General features: G+C 46.7%; 17 protein-coding genes and 2 pseudogenes. 12 read left to right on the top strand and 7 right to left on the bottom strand.

All coding sequences use genetic code 11. The features are described 5' to 3' along the window. Positions 1–231 precede the first annotated feature (231 nt). The 4 genes from AC0LWT_RS04080 (at position 232) to AC0LWT_RS04095 (ending at position 3,773) form a co-directional block, all read left to right on the top strand. Positions 232–1,272: an NAD(P)-dependent alcohol dehydrogenase gene (locus AC0LWT_RS04080; RefSeq protein ID WP_474679943.1), complete on the top strand. Its 1,041-nt coding sequence runs from the start codon at positions 232–234 to the stop codon at positions 1,270–1,272. 184 nt (positions 1,273–1,456) lie between these two features. Next, positions 1,457–1,849, top strand: coding sequence for a MerR family transcriptional regulator (locus AC0LWT_RS04085; RefSeq protein WP_474679944.1), 393 nt, complete (start codon positions 1,457–1,459; stop codon positions 1,847–1,849). Between the two features lie 67 nt (positions 1,850–1,916). Then, the gene (locus tag AC0LWT_RS04090) at positions 1,917–2,489 is read left to right on the top strand and encodes a TetR/AcrR family transcriptional regulator (protein ID WP_474679945.1); all 573 of its coding nucleotides are present in this window, start codon (positions 1,917–1,919) and stop codon (positions 2,487–2,489) included. A gap of 573 nt (positions 2,490–3,062) precedes the next feature. Next, complete coding sequence (locus AC0LWT_RS04095; protein WP_474679946.1) at positions 3,063–3,773, top strand: SIR2 family NAD-dependent protein deacylase; 711 nt, start codon at positions 3,063–3,065, stop codon at positions 3,771–3,773. 438 nt (positions 3,774–4,211) lie between these two features. Here the strand turns inward: AC0LWT_RS04095 and AC0LWT_RS04100 are convergent, their stop codons facing one another. From AC0LWT_RS04100 to AC0LWT_RS04125, 6 genes are all read right to left on the bottom strand, one after another. After that, positions 4,212–4,418 carry a transposase domain-containing protein gene (locus tag AC0LWT_RS04100; protein ID WP_474679947.1) on the bottom strand — a complete coding sequence of 69 codons (207 nt, stop codon included), beginning with the start codon at positions 4,416–4,418 and terminating at the stop codon, positions 4,212–4,214. After that, a complete protein-coding gene (locus AC0LWT_RS04105; RefSeq protein ID WP_474679948.1) occupies positions 4,415–4,657 on the bottom strand; it encodes an IS66 family transposase in 243 nt (80 codons plus the stop codon). The genes AC0LWT_RS04100 and AC0LWT_RS04105 overlap by 4 nt, the downstream gene beginning before the upstream one ends. Before the next feature lie 133 nt (positions 4,658–4,790). After that, positions 4,791–4,934 carry an IS66 family transposase gene (locus AC0LWT_RS04110; protein WP_474680248.1) on the bottom strand — a complete coding sequence of 48 codons (144 nt, stop codon included), beginning with the start codon at positions 4,932–4,934 and terminating at the stop codon, positions 4,791–4,793. Continuing rightward, positions 4,897–5,001 carry a hypothetical protein gene (locus AC0LWT_RS04115; RefSeq protein ID WP_474679949.1) on the bottom strand — a complete coding sequence of 35 codons (105 nt, stop codon included), beginning with the start codon at positions 4,999–5,001 and terminating at the stop codon, positions 4,897–4,899. The genes AC0LWT_RS04110 and AC0LWT_RS04115 overlap by 38 nt, the downstream gene beginning before the upstream one ends. 171 nt (positions 5,002–5,172) lie before the next feature. Next, the gene (locus tag AC0LWT_RS04120; RefSeq protein WP_474679950.1) at positions 5,173–5,496 is read right to left on the bottom strand and encodes an IS66 family transposase zinc-finger binding domain-containing protein; all 324 of its coding nucleotides are present in this window, start codon (positions 5,494–5,496) and stop codon (positions 5,173–5,175) included. 386 nt (positions 5,497–5,882) lie between these two features. Then, positions 5,883–6,317 carry a hypothetical protein gene (locus tag AC0LWT_RS04125; RefSeq protein ID WP_474679951.1) on the bottom strand — a complete coding sequence of 145 codons (435 nt, stop codon included), beginning with the start codon at positions 6,315–6,317 and terminating at the stop codon, positions 5,883–5,885. A 418-nt stretch (positions 6,318–6,735) separates the two neighbouring features. On the opposite strand from AC0LWT_RS04125, the gene AC0LWT_RS04130 reads away from it, so the two are divergent. From AC0LWT_RS04130 to AC0LWT_RS04155, 6 genes and pseudogenes are all read left to right on the top strand, one after another. Continuing rightward, on the top strand, positions 6,736–7,869 hold the full coding sequence (locus tag AC0LWT_RS04130; protein WP_474680249.1) for an MBL fold metallo-hydrolase: 1,134 nt from the start codon (positions 6,736–6,738) through the stop codon (positions 7,867–7,869). A gap of 16 nt (positions 7,870–7,885) precedes the next feature. Further along, positions 7,886–8,452, top strand: a pseudogene (locus AC0LWT_RS04135) (sulfurtransferase TusA family protein); the annotation flags it as partial. A 54-nt stretch (positions 8,453–8,506) separates the two neighbouring features. Continuing rightward, a pseudogene (locus AC0LWT_RS04140) lies at positions 8,507–8,701 on the top strand (sulfurtransferase TusA family protein); the annotation flags it as partial. A 28-nt stretch (positions 8,702–8,729) separates the two neighbouring features. Next, positions 8,730–9,212: a DsrE/DsrF/DrsH-like family protein gene (locus tag AC0LWT_RS04145; RefSeq protein WP_474680250.1), complete on the top strand. Its 483-nt coding sequence runs from the start codon at positions 8,730–8,732 to the stop codon at positions 9,210–9,212. A gap of 87 nt (positions 9,213–9,299) precedes the next feature. Further along, positions 9,300–9,560 (top strand): metal-sensitive transcriptional regulator, encoded by a 261-nt coding sequence (locus AC0LWT_RS04150; protein ID WP_474679952.1) that lies wholly within the window; start codon positions 9,300–9,302, stop codon positions 9,558–9,560. Positions 9,561–9,704: 144 nt separating this feature from the next. Beyond that, positions 9,705–10,427: an alpha/beta hydrolase gene (locus AC0LWT_RS04155; RefSeq protein WP_474679953.1), complete on the top strand. Its 723-nt coding sequence runs from the start codon at positions 9,705–9,707 to the stop codon at positions 10,425–10,427. Positions 10,428–10,482: 55 nt separating this feature from the next. Here the strand turns inward: AC0LWT_RS04155 and AC0LWT_RS04160 are convergent, their stop codons facing one another. Then, on the bottom strand, positions 10,483–11,871 hold the full coding sequence (locus AC0LWT_RS04160) for an MFS transporter (protein WP_474679954.1): 1,389 nt from the start codon (positions 11,869–11,871) through the stop codon (positions 10,483–10,485). Between the two features lie 546 nt (positions 11,872–12,417). Here AC0LWT_RS04160 and AC0LWT_RS04165 point away from each other — a divergent pair. Together AC0LWT_RS04165 and AC0LWT_RS04170 are read left to right on the top strand one after the other, a co-directional pair. Then, positions 12,418–13,035 (top strand): hypothetical protein, encoded by a 618-nt coding sequence (locus AC0LWT_RS04165; protein WP_474679955.1) that lies wholly within the window; start codon positions 12,418–12,420, stop codon positions 13,033–13,035. Positions 13,036–13,154: 119 nt separating this feature from the next. Further along, positions 13,155–16,340 carry a DEAD/DEAH box helicase gene (locus AC0LWT_RS04170; protein WP_474679956.1) on the top strand — a complete coding sequence of 1,062 codons (3,186 nt, stop codon included), beginning with the start codon at positions 13,155–13,157 and terminating at the stop codon, positions 16,338–16,340. The last annotated feature ends 14 nt before the right edge of the window (positions 16,341–16,354 follow it).

Below are 16,354 nucleotides of genomic sequence, written 5' to 3' on the forward strand. Positions count from 1 at the left end.
ATCATCAGGTAATGATGATGCTTTTTTGGTGTCATCTTTAGGGTGGAAGTCCCAAGCTGCATATCATGCAGAAGGGTATTGACTTGGAGTTAACTCCAGATTGTAAACTTTTCTATATAACCGGAGAGAGGATTTGATAAATGACATTTAATTTCATTTGTTCATTAAATTGCAGGTGGCTGAATAGGTCAGCGGCCTCACATTTTCCAAGAGAGAAGGAGTAGAGAAATCATGTGCAGAACCCATGTTCTAAGTGTCTCAAATGCTAAAGCGCCATTTGAAAGGACTACTATTGAGCGGAGAGAATTACGACCGGATGACGTCTTAATCGATATTAAGTTTAGTGGTATTTGCCATTCCGATATTCATAGTGCATTCGATGAATGGGGGGGCGGCATGTTCCCGATGGTTCCCGGTCACGAAATTGCAGGTGTCGTGACGGCTGTCGGACCGAAAGTTACGAAATTTGCCGTTGGCGATCGCGTTGGCGTTGGCTGCTTTGTTGATTCCTGCGGAGAATGTGAATATTGTCTTCGCGGCGAGGAGCAATTTTGTACAAAAGGTGTAATCAACACATATAATTCATTGGATTACGACGGCAATCTAACATATGGCGGCTACGGCCAGAAAATCGTTGTAAAGGAAGATTTCGTTGTCCGCATTCCGGACGCACTGGATTTGGATGTTGCAAGCCCGCTTTTGTGTGCCGGCATCACCACGTACTCTCCTTTGAAACATTGGAACGCCGGTCCGGGCAAGAAGGTTGCCATTGTAGGAATGGGCGGGCTTGGCCACCTGGCGGTGCAATATGCGCATGCTTTGGGTGCGGAAGTAACGGTCTTGAGTCAGTCTTTGAACAAGAAAGACGAAGCTCTCGGTTTTGGTGCGGATCATTACTTTGCAACCAGCGATCCCGCTACATTTAGCGAGTTAGCCGGTCGTTTTGACCTTATTTTAAATACCGTGTCTGCAAATCTCGACGTTGATGCGTATTTATCCCTGCTTCGTGTAGACGGAACGCTTGTAAATGTTGGCGCACCAAGCCAACCGGATAAATACCATGTATTTTCCTTAATCATGCGTCGTCGCAGCATTGCCGGTTCACTCGTTGGCGGAATCCGGGAAACGCAAGAAATGCTCGATTTCTCCGCTCAACATGGCATTGCCCCTAAAATTGAGGTAATCCGCGCTGACCAGGTAGACGAAGCTTATGAGCGTGTTCTCCGCAGCGATGTGCGGTACCGATTCGTCATTGACATCTCTACCCTGTAACTTGTAAAGATGCTTTTATCATCTTGAAGCGGCTTTGATGAGAGGTGGGTTGGCCAGTTATTTGGTTAGCCCATCTTTTATTTCCTGAAATTAAGTTTCACGCAATTTAAAAAAGGTGTTTTTTCCTCTTGACTTGGAGTTAGCTCCAAATGCAATAATATCTGATATCAGGAGGTGAAACCGCATGGCGGTGACAATTGCACAAGTAAGTGAAAAATTTGATCTTTCGCAGGATACGCTCCGCTATTATGAACGGATCGGACTGATTCCTCGTGTGAACCGCAATAAAAGCGGAATCAGAGATTATTCGGAAGAAGATTGCAGGTGGGTCGAATTCGTCAAATGTATGCGAGGTGCAGGTCTTTCCATTGAAGTATTGATTGAATATGTCGGGCTGTTTCAACAAGGCGATGAGACCGCTGAGACAAGGAAAGAGCTGTTGATCGAGGAGCGTAAGCAGCTCGCTGAAAGAATGGAAATTATGAAGAAAACATTGGAACGTCTGGACTACAAAATTTCAAGATATGAAGAGACCATAGGCGAAACAGAAAAAAATCTAAAAAGACCGCAGGAATAAAACGGCAATCGATAGCTGCTCTATGAGCTAGTTGACTTTTAATCGAATAAACGTTTATTATAAACTCATGAGACATAAAGACGAAAACAAAAACGAAGCGATCTTTCAAGCGACGATTCAACTGCTGAACGAGATAGGCTTTTCCGATATATCCATGTCCAAGATCGCCAAGCGAGCGAACGTGTCGCCATCGACCATTTATGTGTATTTCGAGAACAAGGAGGACATGCTGGGCAAGCTGTTTTTGAATGTGAAACAAAAAATGAGTTCGACAATGTTTGCGGGAATAGATGAATCCATGCCCGTCAAAGCCGGACTTGAGTTAGTGATTAGAAACTACATCACGTTTATTTTTGAACATAAAGATGATTTTTTATTCCTTGAACAATTTAACAATTCACCGCTTGTTGAGAATTTGAATCTGGAAGACGTCGATTTGATGTCCAAGCCGTTTTATAGGCTAGTTGAGAAAGGCAGGGAACAACTGCTGTTTAAAGATTGCAATGATAGTTTGTTGTTCGTATATATTCAAAATCCGTTATCAGAACTGGCTAAATTGCATTTCAAGGGCGATTTTGAATTTACAGATAAGAATGTGAAGGACTTGGTTCAAATGTGTTGGGATGCCATTAAAGCATAAGTGTGTCCCTCTTTATTTTGATCGTAAATAAACGAACGTTCGATTAAAATTATGTTATCCTCTCTGGAGAATGGATATTACGAAAGGAGGTGATTATGTTCTGAACCCAAACGCAATCTTTGAAATAACTGAAAGGAGTACCTCAAATGACAAAAATCGTTCGCCTGCATGCTTTTGGAGGACCTGAAAATAAGGGGGAAGAGGTTTCAAATGACTGCGATGGCTTCAACCTGTCAAAAGTGTTTATTTCTATTTAAGTTCCTCCGTTTTCCTAAACAAATAGGGAGCGTTATTCCGAGCTCAAAGGCATTGGCGAAAAAGATGGTTTCCTCCATCCCTTGGGATGAGGTGCATCACGCCGCAGAGCTCGGAGCCGGCACAGGGCCCGTTACCCGATTCATTCACGGGATTTTCATATTGTCGACATTCATTTAGTCATGGGAAATATCCCTCCGGCTTTCGTATATGTGTGCCGAAAAAAAGAAATGAACAGCCAGTCGTGTTGATTTGTATTGACTTGGAGTTAACTCCAGAGTGTACGATAGTTTAAATCCATAATTGGGAGGAACAGGAGTGGAGGGAAATTATCAGACGCGCATAGATAAGGCAAAAAAGGCGATAGAAGAGGCTGAATATATGTTGTTAGGCGGTGGGGCAGGCTTATCTGCCGACATGTATTCGTCGGCTTTTTACGCGTTTCGTACACAGGAGGAAAGATGGGCGTACTGGGCCAAACATATCAGCCTCAATCGTTATGAAACCGGCCCTACCAAGCTTTACAAGGATTTATATCGGTTGGTTGAAAACAAAAAATATTTCGTTATTACAACCAATGTCGAAAGCCAGTTTGAGAAGGCGGGATTTTCGCCATACAAAGTATTCGAGCTCCAGGGCAATTGCGGCTACCTGCAATGTGCAAAAGGCTGCCATGACAAGCTGTATCCTAATGAAGGACTGGTAAAGGACATGATTGAGACGACAGTTGATTGTAAAATACCATCCGAGCTCGTTCCCACATGTCCTGTCTGTGGCGGCGAGATGGTTCCAAGAATCAACCGATACTGTGTACACGATGAGAAGTGGGATGAATTAGAAGCGCTGTACAAAGACTTCGTACTGGATTCCGTAGGAAAGAAGAGGGTCTATATGGAGTTGGGTGTTGAGCGTGAGAACCTAATCCGATTGAAACAAGATCATCCGGGGAGCTTTGAGGAAAATGAAGATAGCGCCGTGGCATTCACCGAAGACATGCAAGAGGTTGTATCGGCCTTAATGAAGGTTTAGGAGTAGAGGGGGAATGTGTTACCATCCGTTTCCATTCAATAACCAAGCGGCTCTGCCGCACCGTCTGATGACTCATTTTGATATTCTAAGTAAAGAAATGTCATAAACTTCATGACATTTTTTAGATAAGTTTTTTTTGGAAATTAAGGTAGTGTGGTAAAATAGTAGTGGTAAATACATTAACGATAGGAAGGAAGTGTTGAACTGTGCGAAATAAAAAATATTGGATCCTTTTACCTCCTTTTTTGTTGGTTGCAATATTTATGGCATTTTATTTACCACGGGAATTAAGACCCTTTACATTAATTGTAGCAGTAGTATTTTGGGTAGTACATTATATTTGGGAACATATTGAGAAAAAAAATAAAGAAAAAAAAACTAATAACCCCTGAATTTCGAAAGCTATAAAATCAAGAGCGAGCGTCAAATAGCCCCCACCTAGTAATCAAATGGGAGCGAGTGTATGATGAAAAGAGATTTTTCTTTCGGATTTGCAAGCTGAGGCAATTGCTCAAACAGGTATACAAGGTACCTGAACGGATGCAGGCCGTTTTCTTTTGCCGTCTCAATCTCGCTGTAAATGGCTGCACTTGCTGCAGCTCCCCGCGGGGTATTCACAAACAACCAATTTTTGCGCTCAATCACAACGGCTTGATCGAACGTTCACTGCGGTTGTTGTCTATTTCAAGACGCCCGTCCTTCAGAAACGCGGTCAACTTCTCCCCCTGATTCAGACTATAAGCAATCGCTTGGCCGATCAGGCTCTTGGGCATCGTCCGGGTTTTCTGCTGGCGCAGCCACGCATAGTAAACGGCTTGCATCGCTCGGCCCGTTCCAGGTGGCTCTCTCCGGGTGTAGCTTCCCTGCAGATCTCGCTCAATCACAAAGAGCTGATTGCAATACGCCAGTCATTGGGCTGATATTCGGTTTCCGGATTGCCTTTGGCCTCCGGTGCCGCTTTTATCGTTTCGTCATATCTACGCCGTGCATGCGTCCAACACCCCACCAGGCCTTGCGTCATCCCACGTTCGGTATAACCACAGATACGAGGTGGGATTCCGCCGACTTCCCTGGCTCCGGCAATACCTGTAGTGTCGTCTCGTCCACATGTAGCTTGTCTTGCTCAAGCAGATACCGCTTCATTTCCGACACCATCGGCATCAGCCACTTGCTCAGTTCCATAGATCATCCAGTTTGCCATCGTTTGTCGCGATAACGTATAACCCAATCGGGCAAACTGCCGCTCCTGCCAATGCAGGGGCAGGTCGTCTACGTATTTTCTGACACATCACATGAGCCATCGCCGAAGGTGAGGCCAGAAAGCCCGGATACACAGGCTTTGGCATCGGAGCGGTCACGCTCGGCGTCTTGATTGCGTTGCGTACGCAATGACGGCAAGCTACACCTGTCTTACATGACGAAGGACCTTTACTCGCGGAGGCACGATGGCGATTTCACTGCGAGTCTCGTTACTCATCTTATGCAGCGAACCGCCGCAACAGGCACAGATTTGCTCGCCTTCCGCAAGTTCGTACGTTACCGTTTCAATCGGTAGCTTGGATAGATCCTTTTCACGCTTGCCGGTCGTTTTCCGATACTCGTAGGCCCTTCTCCATTTCAGGCTCTTGTCCTCAAGGCGTGGCCAGCATTTCCGATTACTGTGAAACGATTCGATACGAGCAATGTCATAACAATTTTCTTTACAGTTCATGCTGCTGTTCATGGAATAGACCTTCAACTGTTTCTGCGCTCCCGAATTTCTAAGTCCAACCCTAAAGAAGAGTATTGTCGTTAATCTTTAGCTCACGGGCTACCTCTGCCACCAGGTGCGTGCATAGCAGATGGTTTTTCGTTTCCCGCGCTTCGCGTGGGAAACGGGCTGAAGCCCATAAAAAAAGAAAAAGGATAAACCCATCGTCAAGTTTAATTGACGTGGGTTTATCGGGCCATTCTGAAACTAAAATTTTTGATGAAGATTTGGTTTATTAAAAATTCATGGTTTGGTTGAGGGCAGAAAAAGTAGTTATTTAGAATTACGAAAAATATTTGATGACTTGATTTAAGATGTTTCTGTTAAAGCATCTTACGCCTTGCGTGGGGCTTAATTTATTAATAAACTGCCTCGTATGTTACGATTGTTGAATACGAAGTATGCACTTTCGCGTCTTTAATGGTAACTAAGACTCTCATATCGTGATCTGCTGCATACACCACTTCATTTTTATACTGTGTATTAGCGGAAAGTGTTGCAGCTAGCGTAGGTAACCATGCATTAGGACCTAAAAAGCTTGCTAAAGCTTCTGCTACTGTTGCGTATGGACTTGTTAAACCTTTCATATTAGCTGCCAGGTCTTTTACTTGGTCTTTTGAAAGGTAGTAAGAGCCAAGCACAACATAATCGTCGCTGCTCGTTGTTGCACTTCCGCTGTTGATATAATCACTTGCGTATGCACTAGTAGTAGCAATATTTGCTACAGACAAAAGACCACTAATCCCCATGGTTAAAGATAGTGCAATAGCTGTCCTCTTAATAAATTTATTCATTTTAAATCCTCCTAAACAAGTATTTTTTCCTACTTTTGTAAAATCCCTCTCCAATTCCGATTATATCACCCATATTTTTCTAATGAAATTTTTACCAGTAACTTTCATATATTACTAATACAATTTTCACTAATAGATTTCATATATATGTATTGGTTAAAAATATAAATCTATATAACGTCTTGTCTCAATGGTTGATCCGCTTTTTTTGTATGATTATTTAATAGCAAGGGTTGACGAAGCAGAGAACTTTTATTATATTGTCTATATACGTATACGGGTATATGTAATTAAAGGGGTGAGCACCTGTGTTAAACAGGAATTTTTTTGCGATTTTTAATACCCTATGGGGTATGTGGCGGGCCTAGTGGCAATTCGGATCTTAACTTGATTCATGGAGGGATTATTCATGGGAAATATTCATTTGAAGGCTATGCAGGCATCGGAACTTGCTAAAAAAACGATAACCAACGTACCCATTTTTATTCTGGATGTGCGGAATGAAGCGGACTATAACGACTGGAAAATCCAAGGGAATGAAATTGATTCGATCAACGTTCCTTATTTTGATCTTTTGGACGGTGTCGATGCTGTTATTCCCCGGCTTCCGGACGATCGTGAGATTGTGGTCGTGTGTGCGAAAGAAGGTTCTTCCATGTTTGTGGCGGAACAGTTGGTGGAGCATGGGCAAAACAATGTGTCCTATTTAAAAGGCGGAATGAAGTCATGGAGCGAGCACCTGGAACCTGTAAAAGTAGGCGATCTGAAGAACGGAGGCGAAATTTATCAATTTGTCCGGATCGGTAAAGGCTGCCTTTCTTATATGGTCATTTCAAACGATGAAGCAGCCGTCATTGATGCCGTCCGGATGACCGGCGTGTTTGAAGATTTTGCCAAGGCTCGTCATGCAAGCATTAAATATACGATCGATACTCATCTTCATGCGGATCATATTTCCGGCGGTCTGCAGCTGGCCGAACAAACAGGAGCTTCTTATTGGCTGCCGCCTAAAGATGCAGATGAAGTTGTGTTCGATTATATGAAGCTTGAAGAAGGAAATGTTTTCACAGTAGGAAATACGGAAATCCACATTCAACCCGTATATTCGCCGGGCCATACCATTGGCAGTACATCCTTGATCGTCGATAATCAGTATTTGCTTACAGGGGATATTTTATTTGTCCGATCGATTGGGCGTCCCGATTTGGCTGGCAAAGTGGAAGACTGGGTAGCAGACCTCAGAAAAACATTATATGAGCGGTATAAACAATTGCCCGAGCATTTGATCGTGCTTCCGGCTCATTTTGGCCGTGTTTCGGAATTGGGTGAAGGCGGCAAAGTTTCGGCGCGGTTAGGTGACTTATATCAAGATAACGATGGATTGAAAATAGCAAACGAATCAGCATTTAGGCGGGCTGTAACCGAAAATCTTCCTCCGCAACCTAATTCTTATGTGCAGATAAGGCTCGCCAATATGGGGAAAATCGCGCCCTCGCCGGAAGAACAACGGGAAATGGAAATCGGCCCGAACCGATGCGCAATCCAAGATTAAAAAAGGAGGTTAACCGATGACTAGTTGGCGTGCAGACCGCATTTTAGCATGTGAAGGACTTGCTTGTCCGCTTCCGGTAGTTCAAACCAAGAAAACGATAGAGGAACTGAATCCCGGAGAAGTGCTGGAGATTCGGGCTACCGATAAAGGCTCTATTGCCGATCTTCGGGGGTGGGCCGCTCGTACAGGACATCACTATCTTGGGCTAAATGAAGAGAATGGCGTCATTCATCACTACATTCGCAAGGCCGGCGTATCCGAGACGCATGAAGAAATCAACCATCCGCATACGGCGACGAATCTGGAGGTTCAATCCAAGTTAATGACTGGAGAGCAATTGATTATCCTTGATGTGCGGGAGCCTTCCGAATATGATTCGGGGCATATCCCCGGCGCGGTTTCGATCCCTCTGGGAGATCTGGAAGAAACAATGACCCGGCTGGACCCGGACAAAACGTATTACTTGGTATGCCGTACCGGCAACCGGAGCGATATGGCCTGCCGGAAGCTTGCGGAAAACGGGTTCAAAAGTGTTGTCAATATTTTGCCCGGCATGTCTCAATGGGAGCACGAAGTGGAAAAAAACAATCATTTTGCAGGAGGAACAGAAATGCCACATTTAATTGTCGATGCTAAAGGTCTTGCATGTCCGATGCCGATCGTAAAAGCTAAAAAGGGTATGGCCGCGTTGGAACCAGGACAAATCATGGAACTTCAGACGACCGATAAAGGTTCGATGAAAGATTTTCAGGCATGGGTTCGGCAAACCAAACACGAGCTGATTGAAGCAAAAGAAGAGAACGGAGTATTTACGTTTATAGTGAAAAAATGATAACGATACAGGGGCGTGGGTGAACGAAATGGATTCGGCAAAGGAAAAAACGACGATTGTTCTTTTCAGCGGGGAACTCGACAAAGCGATCGCTGCGTTTATTATAGCTAACGGCGCCGCGGCATATGATCATGAGGTTACGATTTTCTTCACGTTTTGGGGTCTTAACGCACTTCGCAAAGATGAAGCCGTTCAAGTCAAGAAGGGCTGGCTGGAGAACATGTTTGCAAAAATGATGCCTCGCGGCGCCGATAAACTCGGATTGTCCAAACTGAATTTCGGCGGAATAGGCCCCCAAATGATCAAGCACGTCTTGAAAAAACACAATGCGCTGACGCTGCCGCAATTAATTGAACTGGCTCAAGAACAAGGCATCAAACTGGTAGCCTGTACGATGACGATGGACTTGCTTGGCCTGCAGGCGGAAGAGTTGATGGACGGCATACATTACGCAGGCGTTGCCGCCTATTTGGGTGACGCCTCGGATGCAAGAGTGAATCTGTTTATTTAGTCTCTCCTTGCGCTTCCTCTATATTGTTTTCCGAAGTTACATCGGTAATAATATACCTATACAGGTATGTTGGAAGGAAGGGTTGCTATGAAATATGATGACGATGTAAAAAAAAGGCTAAAACGCGTGGAAGGGCAAATTCGCGGAGTTTTAAAAATGATGGAAGAAGAGCAAGATTGCAAGGATGTGGTAAGTCAAATCTCTGCTGTCAGAAGTGCGGCGGATAAAGCGATTGCCTACATTGTTGCGGTTAATTTGGAGAACTGCATTCGCGAGGAAAAGGAAGCCGGAAGAGATACAAGCAAAATGGTCAGACAAGCGGTCGATTTATTGGTCAAAAGCCGTTAATATTGAAGGCAAAGATGACGTCCCGGGAATCGGGGCGTCATTTTTAGGTTTAGGCTTATGACTTGGACTGGACAACAATTTAGTGTAATAACACCATGTGCTCTATACATACAAATGAGGTAAATTAATGACGGAGGTGATTCCATGTCTATCCTTTTGTGGCCCAATGGCGCGCCGCTGGCGAGAAGTAATAAACCCGCAGATTGCCCGTCAATGACTGCATACTTGTTGAAAAGCGATAGACCAAGCTCCTGCATCATCGTGTGTCCTGGCGGTGGCAATAAATATCTGGCAGAGCCCAAAGAAGGGATGAACATTGCGAAATGGTTGAATGAGATTGGTTTTTCGGCCGTTGTCCTTCATTATCGCGTGGCTCCTTATGACTATCCATGCCCTCTGTTGGACGCGCAACGGGCCATCCGGCTTCTTCGTAACAAAGCGCAAGAATGGAACATTGATCCATCGCGAATAGGCATCATGGGTTTTTCCGCAGGCGGCCATTTGGCCGCTATGGTCGGGACCCGCTACGATGCCGGTACGCCCGATGCCGATGATCCCGTTGAGAGAGAAAGCTCGAAGCCCGATCTGATGATTCTTTGCTATGCGGTGATGCTCTTATCGAACGAAAAGCTCGTCACTTCGGAAACACCTCCGGCATTCCTATGGATAACTGAAAATGATAGTAAGGTACCGGTCAAGCACAATTTGCGTTTTGCCTCTGTTCTTAAAGAACATGGGGTGCCGTGCGAAATGCACGTTTTTGAGGGTGGAAGTCACGGTTTAGGGCTCGCAGCAGATCACCCCAGCGCCAAATATTGGACGCAGCGTTGTCAGCGGTGGCTGGAAAAGCAAGGTTTTTCAAATTAGAGAACAATAACGTCCCGCCTTTCGTGGGAAAGGTCGGGACGTTCTTCGATTCAAACTACCTTGCGGACGTCATTTCGGATGATTTTTGTGACTGGCCGTATCCATAAAGGAAGCCGATCGCTCCCACAACCAGAGCTGCAATAAAGATCAGCATCAAGTTGCTGTAATGAAATGCGGCAGCAACGGTCACAGTCGGAAGGAGAGGGAAGGCGAGCCAAGATTTTGTCAGCAAGCCTCCGACAGCGGCCACGCCAATCCCTTCGCCCAGGAAGCAGGCAAAGTTCAAAAAGCCCATGCCCGAACCGGATTCCTCGGAATCCAAGGCTCCCGCAACGCTGGCGGATACGACGGTTTTCACAAACGAAAGTCCGCCGAATGTCAGAACCATGGCGACGGAAACAAGCCATGGCGTTTGATCCGGGAACAATGAAACGCTCAGAAAACTTGCGCCGATCATGAATAAGCCGACCAACATGGTGAATACTGTCCCTAACTTATCGACCAACACCCCGCCGACAAATCCGAATAGTACCACACTGACTGTCCCGGGAAACAGGACGCCGACTCCGATAAAACTTGTCGGCAGTTGATAAACTTCTTTCATCATATATGGAACCATGGATACATAACCGGCGACTGTGCCTAACAGCAAGCTTCCCGTGAGCACACCGACAATAAACGTGCGCTTTTCAAACAAATAAGGTTTTATAAAAGGTTGCTCCGCATATCGAATACGCAAGCCAAACGCGATGAACAGCAGCAAAGAAACGGCTAGAAATCCCCATTGGTATACGGTTGTGAACAGCGTAAAAGCTACAATCCCGACACTTAACAAAGAGGCACCGATGATATCGGTCTTTCCTTTTTTTGCAGTTTCGTCAGGCATCGTTCGCATGAAAAAAGGAATCGTGAGAAGCGTCATCATCGGCAGAAGGAACAACATGAACCAATGGAGATATTCGGTTACGAGCCCGCCAATCACAGGGCCGATTCCTTCGCCGCAGGCTACCATCGAACCTATCATGCCAAAAGCTTTTCCTTGGTGTTTCGTATCGATATACCGGGTAATGATGACCACGATCAATGCCGGAACCGCAGATATTCCTGCCCCTTGTATCAATCGGGCCGTCAAGACGCCCGGATACCACGAATGAAATAAAATTCCGATCAAGGAGCCCGCACCGTAGATCCACAGACCGAACAGGAGCAGTTTCTTCACACCATACAAATCGGACAGCTTTCCATACAGTGCAGTACCTATTGCGAACGTAAGGATAAAACTGGTGTTTACCCAATTCGCAGACGAAGGCGCGATGTCAAACTGGGCAGCGATATCCGGCAACGACACATTAAATATGGTCTCATTGAGAACGCTGAAAAACGCAATAAAACTAAGCCAAACGATCGATTTGGAATCGCCGGCCGCCTTGAATAACTTTTTCAATTGGATAGCCCCTTAATCTTTCAAGGGGAATCACGCAGTTTATAGGGCCAATGATGCGAATTCCCCTATTTTTTGTGCCCTTTTCTGCAAGTTGTACCTCATCGTAACGCCTCCCAATTCGAGTAGTCCAGTAAATTATACTATATAATCAGTTCTCGTGGTAAAACATGTGATGCCCGTACTTTCGGTAAGCCGGAGGCTGGGTAAACTTCACAATCGCCAAGCGTCCTTGCTTTTTGAATTAATCGTTTCACATCGCTCATATCATTGCCCCGGCTATAAAATCTTTTGATGTAGAAGTTCCATAATTATACACTAATTCCTGCAAAGTCGTTTCTCAAGGCATTGTTCCGGTCCTTTTCATTCACCGCGGCAACAATGCAGGGATTCTTCGGTTTTATCTCGAATGTTATTTCAACCGGAAACCCAGTCGTAGCAATGGTTTGTTAGGCTTTTGTGCATTGATTTTTTCAAGCGTTTTTCGTGATCTTTTACCCAAGATATTGCCCTAATTTATTTTGCGGAAGACGGAGAGGAAGTAAAAGTATGAAGACACTGTATCGACCCGTTGGACTTTTTGAGATGAAGTTGATTCTGGACTTGGATTTGAGAGGGTTCCCGCCAAGACTGCCGGAGCAGCCCATTTTTTATCCTGTGCTCAATAAGCTCTATGCGGATCAAATCGCACGGGAGTGGAATACAAAAGACAAATTTTCGGGATATGTCGGCTTTGTAACCGAATTTGAAGTTGCCAGTCCCTATATTGATCGATTTGAGGAGCAAGTGGTCGGGAGCAGTCAGCATAACGAATTATGGATCCCTGCCGAAGAGATGGATGAATTCAATCGCAACATCATCGGTCAAATCAAATTAGTTGATGTATTTTATGGTCGGGACTATGAGGGGTTAACTTCGGGAGGAGTGAATTTTGAAGCTAAAGACCCTATGGAGCAATTCGCGATTTGGAGAGAGATACATAAACTGGATATTTTAAAGCAGGAGATTAAAGAGCAATGGAAATGTATTTTCATGAATTATCCGTTTTGGAGTCGATCCAATTTCATCAATTATGGGATAACGCATGAAGAAAAAACAGCGATCCTGGCAGCTTTGAAGCAAGAATGGCACGAACAGTTTCCAAACATACCATTGTTTGCCGGCTAGATGAAGTCTTAATCGCGCGGGGAAAATGACAGGCGGCGGCCGCTGCTTATATATGTTAACATGTAGAAAAGAACCCTACCGGGACATCTCATGTGAATCTAAAAGGCAGGATTGAAACGATGAGCTTTCAATTAAACGATCAGGTGATCAGACGGCTGTGCGGCCGATTCTCTTATGAAGCCGGCACGGCTCTCTGCCAAGCCGGCAAAGTAACGTTTACGACGGCGGAGCCCGAAGCATCGCTCTTCAAAGCGGCGGTCGAGGGAAACATTCAGGTTTCCGTCGATTGCTCGCGGGAGGAGCCGGTTGCCACATGTTCCTGTCCCGTATTTCATCCTGACGACCAATACTGTGAGCATATCGCCGCCGTTCTGCTCAGCATAGGCGATTCTGAGCATAGGCCGCTGGAACAAATGGAATTGGCGGACAAAATGCTGGAGCTATTTAGCGACAAACCGCTCCGTCCGACGGGGGCCCGTTCGCTTTTCGATTCCAGGAAAGTTCTGGAGGTCGAGTTTATTTGCAAACCTTTTTTGTACAAGGATCGGAAGCACATGTTCGGCATCGAGATGAAGGTCGGGACTAAACGGTTGTATGCCGTACGGCATGTGAGGGAATTTCTGCATCAGATCCAAAGAAGGGGATGCTGCGCCGTCTCCAGGCATTTCACTTACGATCCGGAGCTCCACAGTTTTCAGGCGGCCGATGATGCGGTCATTCATATGTTAATCCGAATCGGGGACAGCGCCCCTTTTTACAATGGGCCCGGAAGCCGGGATGCCGACCGGATGCTTGCGATTCCGCCAGCCTCATGGGAAGAGCTTCTTTCATTGCTTGCTCAAGCTCCATCGGCAAAACTCGGCCACAACGAAAACACTTATCACGGAATTTGTGTAACGGACGAACCGGTTCCGATCGTTTTTGCATTCGACCGCACTCCAGGCCCGGCAGAAAGTTATCAACTGGACGTGGAAGGTTTGGATGCAATTACAGTTATGGAATCATACGGAGTTGCCGTTGCGGAAGGAAAGCTGTTTCAACTAGCGGCAGATCAGCTCAAGCGTTTAATGGAATTAAAGCAAATATTCGGAGAGGCCCGCAAACACCAACTGCACATCATGCCGGAGCAAGCGGAAGCTTATTTGGAAAAAGTAATTCCCGGCTTGATGAAGCTGGGAAGGGTTACCATCGCACAAGCCGTTTCGGACCGGATGGAGCAAACGCCGCTGAAAGCCAAGCTGTTCCTGGACAGGCTGAAGGACCGGCTGCTTGCGGGCCTGGAGTTTCAATATGGCGATGTGATTATCAATCCGTTGGAAACGGGCGGCCGCAGCCGCGGCGAGGGGCGCTTGCTTTTGCGGGACGGAGACCGGGAGCGGCGCATTCTGGAGCTTATCGAGCGCAGTTCTTTCATTCAGACCGAAGGCGGGTATTTTTTGGCTGATGAAGAAGCGGAATACCATTTTCTGTATCATATCGTTCCACAGCTGGAAAAGCTGGTCCACATCTATGCAACATCAGCGGTGAAAGTCAGACTTCACCCCGGCGATGTCCCTCCGAAAGTCAAAGTCGACGTAGATGAACGAACCGACTGGTTGGAGCTGCAGTTCGATATCGACGGAATTCCGCAATCGGAGATTCGCAATCTCATTAAATCGCTTGAAGAAAGGCGCAAATACCATCGTCTGCCTAACGGTTCGTTAATGCCGCTGGAAAGCGCCGAGTTTCAAGAAATGATTCGCCTAATCAACGATATAGGTCTACACCGAATGGATGAAAAAGGGGCCCAATTTCGTCTTCCGGCCGTTCGCGGACTCCATTTTGTGGACGCCTTTCAAACGGGAAATGCCGTACAATTAGGCAAACCGCTCCGCCGCCTTTTGGAAAATATGCGGAATCCGGACTATCTGGATTTTCCGGTTCCCGACGGGCTCGTCCGTACGCTTCGGGATTATCAGAAGTACGGTTATCAATGGCTGAAGACGCTTGCCCACTATCGGTTCGGGGGGATTTTGGCGGATGAGATGGGTCTGGGCAAGACGGTCCAAAGCATCGCTTTTGTGGCCGCCGAGCTGCCTGTAATCCGGAATGAGGGAATGCCGGCGCTGATCGTCGCGCCTGCTTCGCTAATGTACAACTGGCATAACGAGCTCAAGCGATTCGCACCCGAAATTCGCGCCGTCATTGCCGATGGCAGCAAAGAAAGCCGGGGCGGTACGCTGAATGGCGTATCCCGGGTAGACGCGGTCATCACCTCGTATCCGCTGCTGCGGAGAGACATTGTGCATTACGCCGGTGTTTCCTTCCATACGCTCATCCTGGACGAGGCTCAGGCTTTCAAGAACCATACTACGCAAACGGCGCAGGCGGTCAAAATGTTGAAAGCCCGGCACCGCTTCGCCCTCACGGGAACTCCGCTCGAGAATTCGCTGGAGGAGCTTTGGTCGATTTGCGATGTCGTCATGCCCGGGCTATTTCCGGACAGAAGGTCTTTCGGCGAATTGACCAGGGAAGCTATAGCGAAAAGAGTGCGTCCCTTTTTGCTGCGCCGGCTGAAGACCGACGTACTGAAGGAGCTGCCGCAAAAGATCGAATCGCTGCAAGCTTCCCGGCTGCTGCCTGAGCAGAAGAAGCTGTACGCGGCCTATTTGGCTAAATTGCAGCAGGAGACGTTGATGCATTTGAGCACGGACGGCTTTAACAAAAACCGGATCAAAATATTGGCCGGTTTAACCCGGCTGCGCCAGCTGTGCTGTCATCCGGCCTTGTTCGTGCAGGACTACGCGGGAGGTTCGGCCAAGTTCAATCAGCTGATGGAGCTGATCGAAGAGTTCCGAAGCATGGGGAAGCGGATGCTCGTTTTCTCGCAGTTCACCGAGATGCTGGGCTTTATCGGCCGCGAGCTTTCGCGTCGGGGTGTGCCGTATTTTTACCTGGACGGGCAGACCCCCGCTGCGGAACGTGTTGAGTTGTGCGGCAAATTTAACGCAGGCGAGCGGGATTTGTTTCTTTTATCCTTGAAGGCCGGGGGGACCGGGCTGAACTTGGCCGGAGCGGACACCGTCATCCTGTACGATCTATGGTGGAATCCGGCGGTGGAACAGCAGGCGGCGGACCGGGCGCACCGGATCGGGCAAAAAAGCGTAGTCCAAGTGATCCGCCTCGTCACCCAGGACACGGTGGAAGAAAAGATGTACGCGCTCCAGCAGAAGAAGCAGAACTTGATTGATGAAGTGATTAAGCCCGGGCAAGAAGGTTTGTCCGCCTTGTCGGAAGACGAAATTCGCGAGCTTTTGATGATTTAGTGTTCAAGGAATTT

It is taken from the genome of Paenibacillus sp. sgz302164 (assembly GCF_056120505.1).